The sequence below is a fragment of the Aeromonas sp. QDB62 genome, assembly GCF_027705695.1.
GTDB classification, from domain to species: Bacteria; Pseudomonadota; Gammaproteobacteria; order Enterobacterales; family Aeromonadaceae; genus Aeromonas; species Aeromonas allosaccharophila.
On sequence record NZ_JAPDCD010000086.1, the window covers coordinates 1,304 to 7,286 of the forward strand.

Annotated in this window: 8 protein-coding genes; 2 read left to right on the forward strand and 6 right to left on the reverse strand. The window is 60.6% G+C overall.

Going from position 1 to position 5,983, the window contains the following annotated elements; translation table 11 throughout:
* From OKC27_RS22955 to OKC27_RS22215, 6 genes are all read right to left on the reverse strand, one after another.
* Positions 1-217: DUF3391 domain-containing protein (locus OKC27_RS22955; protein ID WP_442866078.1), on the reverse strand; the 217-nt coding region annotated here is incomplete at its 3' end.
* A 156-nt stretch (positions 218-373) separates the two neighbouring features.
* Entirely contained in the window at positions 374-754 is a 381-nt protein-coding gene (locus tag OKC27_RS22195) for a hypothetical protein (protein WP_001054412.1), read from the reverse strand.
* Positions 751-1,077: a hypothetical protein gene (locus OKC27_RS22200; RefSeq protein ID WP_000091614.1), complete on the reverse strand. Its 327-nt coding sequence runs from the start codon at positions 1,075-1,077 to the stop codon at positions 751-753. Before OKC27_RS22200 ends, OKC27_RS22195 begins: the two co-directional genes overlap by 4 nt.
* A 23-nt stretch (positions 1,078-1,100) precedes the next feature.
* On the reverse strand, positions 1,101-1,436 hold the full coding sequence (locus OKC27_RS22205) for a hypothetical protein (RefSeq protein ID WP_000741275.1): 336 nt from the start codon (positions 1,434-1,436) through the stop codon (positions 1,101-1,103).
* Between the two features lie 14 nt (positions 1,437-1,450).
* Positions 1,451-1,786 carry a helix-turn-helix domain-containing protein gene (locus OKC27_RS22210; protein ID WP_001172026.1) on the reverse strand — a complete coding sequence of 112 codons (336 nt, stop codon included), beginning with the start codon at positions 1,784-1,786 and terminating at the stop codon, positions 1,451-1,453.
* 1 nt (position 1,787) lies between these two features.
* A complete protein-coding gene (locus OKC27_RS22215; protein ID WP_000182276.1) occupies positions 1,788-2,144 on the reverse strand; it encodes a type II toxin-antitoxin system RelE/ParE family toxin in 357 nt (118 codons plus the stop codon).
* Between the two features lie 191 nt (positions 2,145-2,335).
* On the opposite strand from OKC27_RS22215, the gene OKC27_RS22220 reads away from it, so the two are divergent.
* Entirely contained in the window at positions 2,336-2,938 is a 603-nt protein-coding gene (locus OKC27_RS22220) for a recombinase family protein (protein ID WP_010465829.1), read from the forward strand.
* On the forward strand, positions 2,922-5,951 hold the full coding sequence (locus tag OKC27_RS22225; RefSeq protein ID WP_032432545.1) for a Tn3 family transposase: 3,030 nt from the start codon (positions 2,922-2,924) through the stop codon (positions 5,949-5,951). The genes OKC27_RS22220 and OKC27_RS22225 overlap by 17 nt, the downstream gene beginning before the upstream one ends.
* Positions 5,952-5,983: the final 32 nt, after the last annotated feature.

The window sequence follows — 5,983 nt, forward strand, 5'->3', positions numbered from 1 at the left end:
GGCTCTGGGCTCTGGGCTCTGGGCTCTGGGCTCTGGGCTCTGGGCTCTCTGGGCTCTCTGGGCTCTCTGGGTCGACTTGGCTTTTGGCCAAGTCGACCCAGACCTCCCCGACGCCACATTCTCGAATGGCAGAGAGATCCTGAGGCTCGGTCAGCAGGAAGCTGCCGCGCCAGAATGGGTGTCGAAACCAAGAGCCGGCGAGCTTGTGGATGTACATGCCGAGACGAAGCTCGGATACGGGAATGCGTTTTACCAACTTATTTTCCTTTCTGAGTTGGGTGGTTAGGCGTGCGCCGAGGCTGGCACCCAGCGGTAGAGCGGAGGTAAGGTCACGCCAAGATTCTTGGATCAGCCGGAACCGCCGAAATTTCCGTCAGCCGATCAACATGGCTTTGTCTCGCGCTCGGTCGATGCGTTCCTGCATCGCCTGCATGACTTCTTCGTGGGTGTACGACTTGGCGTTGGGGTCGTCGGCCTCTCGGAGAGCTTCCTCGACCTCGCGGGTCATCCGCGCATATTCTTCCGGCCACAGCGCTTGCTCCATGCGCAGCGACGCCTGCCCAAGCAGGTGCAGCAGGCCGAACAGCCGCATGTCATTGGTGGCGACGACGTGCTCTCGAATCCGCTCCTGGATCACCTCGCAGGCCCGATGCGCCTCTGGCGTCGCCGTGCCCTCGTAGCCGGCTGGGAGTTCTGCTTCTTCAGCGATTCGCGCCCAAGCGATAGCCAGCGCCTCGATGGTGGACAGGTTCATTTGCTCATCCACTTGCGCAGCAGACGCTTTTTCAGGGAGGCGCGCTCTTGCGGATTGCGTCCCTTGTGGTTGGCAATGCGATCCGCCGTGGCGGCCTGGCGCTTGATGGGCCAGTAGGAGCGGCCATCCTTACCCATCGACCAGACGTTGCTGACCTGGTTTTCCAGTAGAGGCAGATGGGCGCATAGAGCTTCCGGCGACGCGCTGGCCAGCGCGGTGCGCTCGTGGGTTCGCCAGCGCTGATGCCAGAGTTTCTTGTCCTCGCGCTCGCTACGGCAGGTCGTGTGCCCAACGATGGGCGTTTTGCGGCGGCTGCGGCTCATGATGTGGTTGTCTCCAAGAACATTCAGGACAGGCTTTCTGGGTAGAGCGCCGTCAACCGGGACAGGGTTTCTTGCACTTGTTCCAGCGAGGTCATCAGATGATCAACCTGATCCTGAAGATCCACGGCGAGATCAAATAGCTCAGCCACTCGGCTGCGTGATCCCTCGTTGAACGCGGCCATTGCCAGTTGATGCAGCTTCAACAGGTCGGTGCGCAGTTGCGGAGGTGCGCCGTCTGCGCTGTCATTCAAATCGCCGCGCAGCACGTCCACGGCATCGACTGCACGCAGCAGTGCCGTGGTATCGAAATTCTCGGGAGTCAGTTCGTCCCATTCGTCGTCGGTGATGCGGGCTGCCATCAGGAGAGCTCCGATTAAGCGGTTGCGAGCGTTAGATGCCCGATCGGCTCGGCTGCTGGCCGTACCTTGATTTCGATGTCGTAGCCGAGGCGATTCAGACAATCCATCAGCTTGCGTTCGGATAGATTGGTGAAGTCGCCGCGCATCATGCCCGACACCTTCGGTTGCGGGATGCCCATGCGTTTGGCCGCCGCTTGTTGAGTCAGCCCAAGGGCGCGCATGGCCCTCCTGATCTCGACCACCAGGCCGGTCTTGATCTTGAGCTTTTCAGCGTCAGGCAGTCCAAGGTCGGCAAAGACGTTGCCCGAGCTGCGCTGAACCTCGACGCCTTCAATGATTCGTTTTTGCATTTCATAGCTCCTGTGCCAATACCTCGGCCACCTTCAGCCGAGCGCGGATGATGTCCATGTCGGCCTTTGGCGTGGCGATTCCGCTCTTGCTCTTCTTCTGGAAGCAGTGCAGGACGAACACCGCTTCCGCAAACTTGACCGTGTATACCGCTCGATAGGTGCCGCCGGCATCGTCTTCGACGACCTTCAGCACGCCGGCACCACCGAACCCCTTGAGCTCCTTTGCTGCGTCATCCTGATCGCCTATCTGCGCCAACGAGAGCGCGTAACCGAAACGGCGACGCACGTCGGACGGCAACGCCATCAAATCCTTGTGGCTGCTCGCGATCCATTCGAGCGGTTTTTCTTTGTTTGTCATGACGGAATTTTATACCTGTTCAGGTAATGATGTAAACGCGGCAACCTCAAGGAGGTGTCGTAAAACATTTGTTTTGCGACAGGCTGTCAGCCGCCGCTGTGCTACCTGTGCAACACCCCCTCAAAAATGTACGGAAAACTCTATCGCTATTCACTATTATGCGGAAACCTGTTTTTGATGGTTATCCGCCTATGTTGGTTGGCTACATGCGCGTGTCGTCGGACTCCGACCGCCAGAGCACGGACTTGCAGCGCGACGCGCTGCTCGCCGCCGGCGTCGATCCGCGTCACCTGTTTGAGGATCGTGCCTCTGGCGCGAAGGATGACCGTGCCGGCTTGGCGCGGGCGCTTGAGTTCGTTCGAGCCGGCGATGTGCTGGTGGTGTGGAAACTCGACCGGCTCGGTCGCTCGCTGTCGCACCTGCTCGCCATTGTGACTTCGCTCAAGGACAAGCGGGTGGCGTTCCGCTCGCTGACAGAGAACCTGGACACTACGACGCCCTCGGGCGAATTCCTGTTCCAGGTGTTCGGTGCGCTCGCGCAGTACGAGCGCGCCTTGATTCAGGAGCGCGTCGTCGCGGGCTTGGCCGCCGCACGCAAACGCGGCCGGATCGGCGGCCGGCCGCAGGCGATCACTGGTGAGAAGCTGGACGCCATCGTCGCCGCGCTCGATGGCGGCATGTCTAAGGCGGCGGTGTGCCGCAACTTCAATGTCAAGCGCACTACGTTGATCGAAACATTGACGCGAGCAGGTTGGCGTGGTGCGGGAAGGACGGTCGATGAGCAACAAGAATAAGCTACTCACCGTCTTTTCTGACGCAGAGCAGGAAGCCTTGTACGGCCTACCGGACTTCGACGATGCTCAGCGGCTGGAATACCTGGCGTTGACCGAATCTGAACTGGCGTTCGCCAGCAGCCGGCCTAGCCTGCAGGCCCAAGTCTATTGCGTCTTGCAGATCGGCTACTTCAAGGCCAAGCATGCTTTCTTCCGCTTCGATTGGCATGAGGTCGAGGACGATTGCGCCTTCGTGCTGAGTCGCTATTTCCACGGCGAAGCGTTCGAACGCAAGGCGATCACCAAGCATGAGCACTACAGCCAGAGGGGTCAGATCGCCGAACTGTTCGGCTACCGGTCGTGGGCGGCTAGCTTCCTGCCGCAACTGGCACAGCAGGCTGAACAGATCGTGCGGCGCGACGTAATGCCAGGATTCGTGGCCGCCGAACTGATCGTTTGGCTCAGCGAGCACAAAATCATCCGGCCCGGCCACACCACCTTACAAGAGCTGGTCAGTGAAGCCCTGTCCACCGAACGCAGGCGCTTGGGCGGCTTGCTGGCAGAAGTGTTGGACGAATCGGCCAAAGCTGCGCTGGGCCAGCTCCTGGTGCGTGACGACACCCTGTCTCAACTGGCAGCGCTCAAGCAGGACGCTAAAGATTTTGGCTGGCGTCAGATGGCAGGGGAGCGCGAGAAGCGCGCCACGCTGAAGTCCTTGCACGGGATCGCCAAGGCGCTGCTGCCCAAGCTCGGCATCTCGCAGCAGAACCTGCTGTACTACGCGAGCCTGGCGAACTTCTATACCGTCCATGACCTGCGCCACCTGAAGGCGGAGCAGACCCGGCTCTACCTGCTGTGCTATGCCTGGGTACGTTACCGGCAGCTCACCGACAACCTGGTCGACGCGATGGCCTTCCACATGAAAAAACTTGAGGACGAGAGCCGCACGGGTGCGAAACAGTCCTTTGTCGCCGAACAGCTGCGACGCCATCAGGAAACGCCGCAGGTTGGCCGCCTGCTGTCGCTGTACGTGGACGACAGCGTGGCCGATCCGACGCCGTTCGGCGAGGTGCGCCAACGCGCCTACAAAATCATGTCCAGGGAATTGCTGCAAAACACGGCGCAGCGCATGAGCGTCAAGCCACTGAACAAACTGGCGCTGCACTGGCAGGCGGTGGACGGCCTGGCCGAACGCATTCGACGCCATCTACGGCCGCTGTACGTCGCGCTCGACTTCGCCGGCACGGCCCCCGATAACCCATGGCTCGCGGCGCTGACTTGGGCCAAGAGCGTGTTCGCCAAGCAGCAGCGCCTATCACAACGGCCACTCGACGAATGTCCGGCGGCAACGCTGCCGAAACGCTTGCGTCCGTACCTGCTGATGTTCGATGCCGAAGGCACGCCGACAGGCCTGCATGCCGATCGTTACGAATTCTGGCTTTACCGTCAGGTCAGGAAACGCTTCCAGGCGGGCGAGCTCTACATTGACGATAGCTTGCAGCACCGGCATTTGTCCGACGAGTTGGTTTCGATGGACGAGAAAGCCGCCGTGCTCGCGCAGATGGACATCCCCTTCCTGCGGCAGCCGGTCAGTGCCCAGCTCGATGCACTGGCGACCGAGTTGCGTGCGCAATGGGTGGCGTTCAATCGCGAGCTGAAACAGGGCAAGCTGACGCACCTGGAATACGACAAGGACACGCAGAGACTGACCTGGCGCAAGCCCAAGGGGGAGAACCAGAAGGCGCGCGAGCAAGCTCTCTACGAGCAACTGCCATACTGCGATGTCGCCGACGTGTTTCGCTTCGTCAACGGCCAGTGCCAGTTCCTGTCGGCGCTGACACCATTGCAGCCACGCTATGCGAAGAAGGTAGCCGACGCCGACAGTCTGATGGCGGTGATCATTGCCCAAGCCATGAACCACGGCAACCAGGTTATGGCACGTACCAGCGACATCCCGTACCACGTCCTGGAGAGTACCTACCAGCAGTACCTGCGCCAGGCGACGCTACATGTGGCCAACGATTGCATCAGCAACGCCATCGCCGCACTGCCGATCTTCCCGCATTACTCGTTCGACCTCGATTCGTTGTACGGTGCCGTTGATGGGCAGAAATTCGGCGTCGAGCGACCAACTGTGAAGGCGCGCTACTCGCGCAAATATTTCGGCCGCGGCAAGGGCGTCGTCGCCTACACGCTGCTGTGCAATCACGTGCCGTTGAACGGCTACCTGATAGGCGCACACGAGTACGAGGCTCACCACGTGTTCGACATCTGGTACCGCAACACGTCGGACATCGTGCCGAGCGCGATCACCGGCGACATGCACAGCATCAACAAGGCCAACTTCGCCATCCTGCACTGGTTCGGACTTCGTTTCGAGCCGCGCTTCACCGACCTCGACGACCAGTTGCAGGAGCTGTATTGCGCCGATGATCTGGCATTGTACGAGAAATGCCTGATCCGGCCGGCTGGCCAGATCGACCGGCAACTCATCGTCGGTGAGAAGGCGAACATCGACCGAATCGTCGCCACACTGGGCCTGAAGGAAATGACGCAGGGCACGCTGATCCGCAAGCTGTGCACCTATACGGCGCCGAACCCGACGCGGCGCGCAATCTTCGAGTTCGACAAGCTCATCCGCAGTATCTACACACTGCGCTACCTGCGCGACCCGCAACTGGAGCGTAATGTTCACCGCTCGCAGAACCGCATTGAGTCCTATCACCAGCTACGCTCGACCATCGCCCAAGTCGGTGGGAAGAAGGAATTGACCGGCCGCACCGACATCGAAATCGAGATCAGCAACCAGTGCGCCAGGCTGATCGGCAACGCGATCATCTTCTACAACTCGGCGATCCTGTCCCTGCTGCTGACGAAGTACGAGGCAGCTGGCAATGCCAAGGCGCTGGCGTTGATCACGCAGATGTCGCCAGCGGCCTGGCGGCACATCCTGCTGAACGGGCATTACACCTTCCAGACTGACGGCAAGTTCATCGACCTGGATGCGCTCGTGGCGGGACTGGAGCTGGGCTGACGGAAATTTCTGGGATTCCGGCGTACAACCCC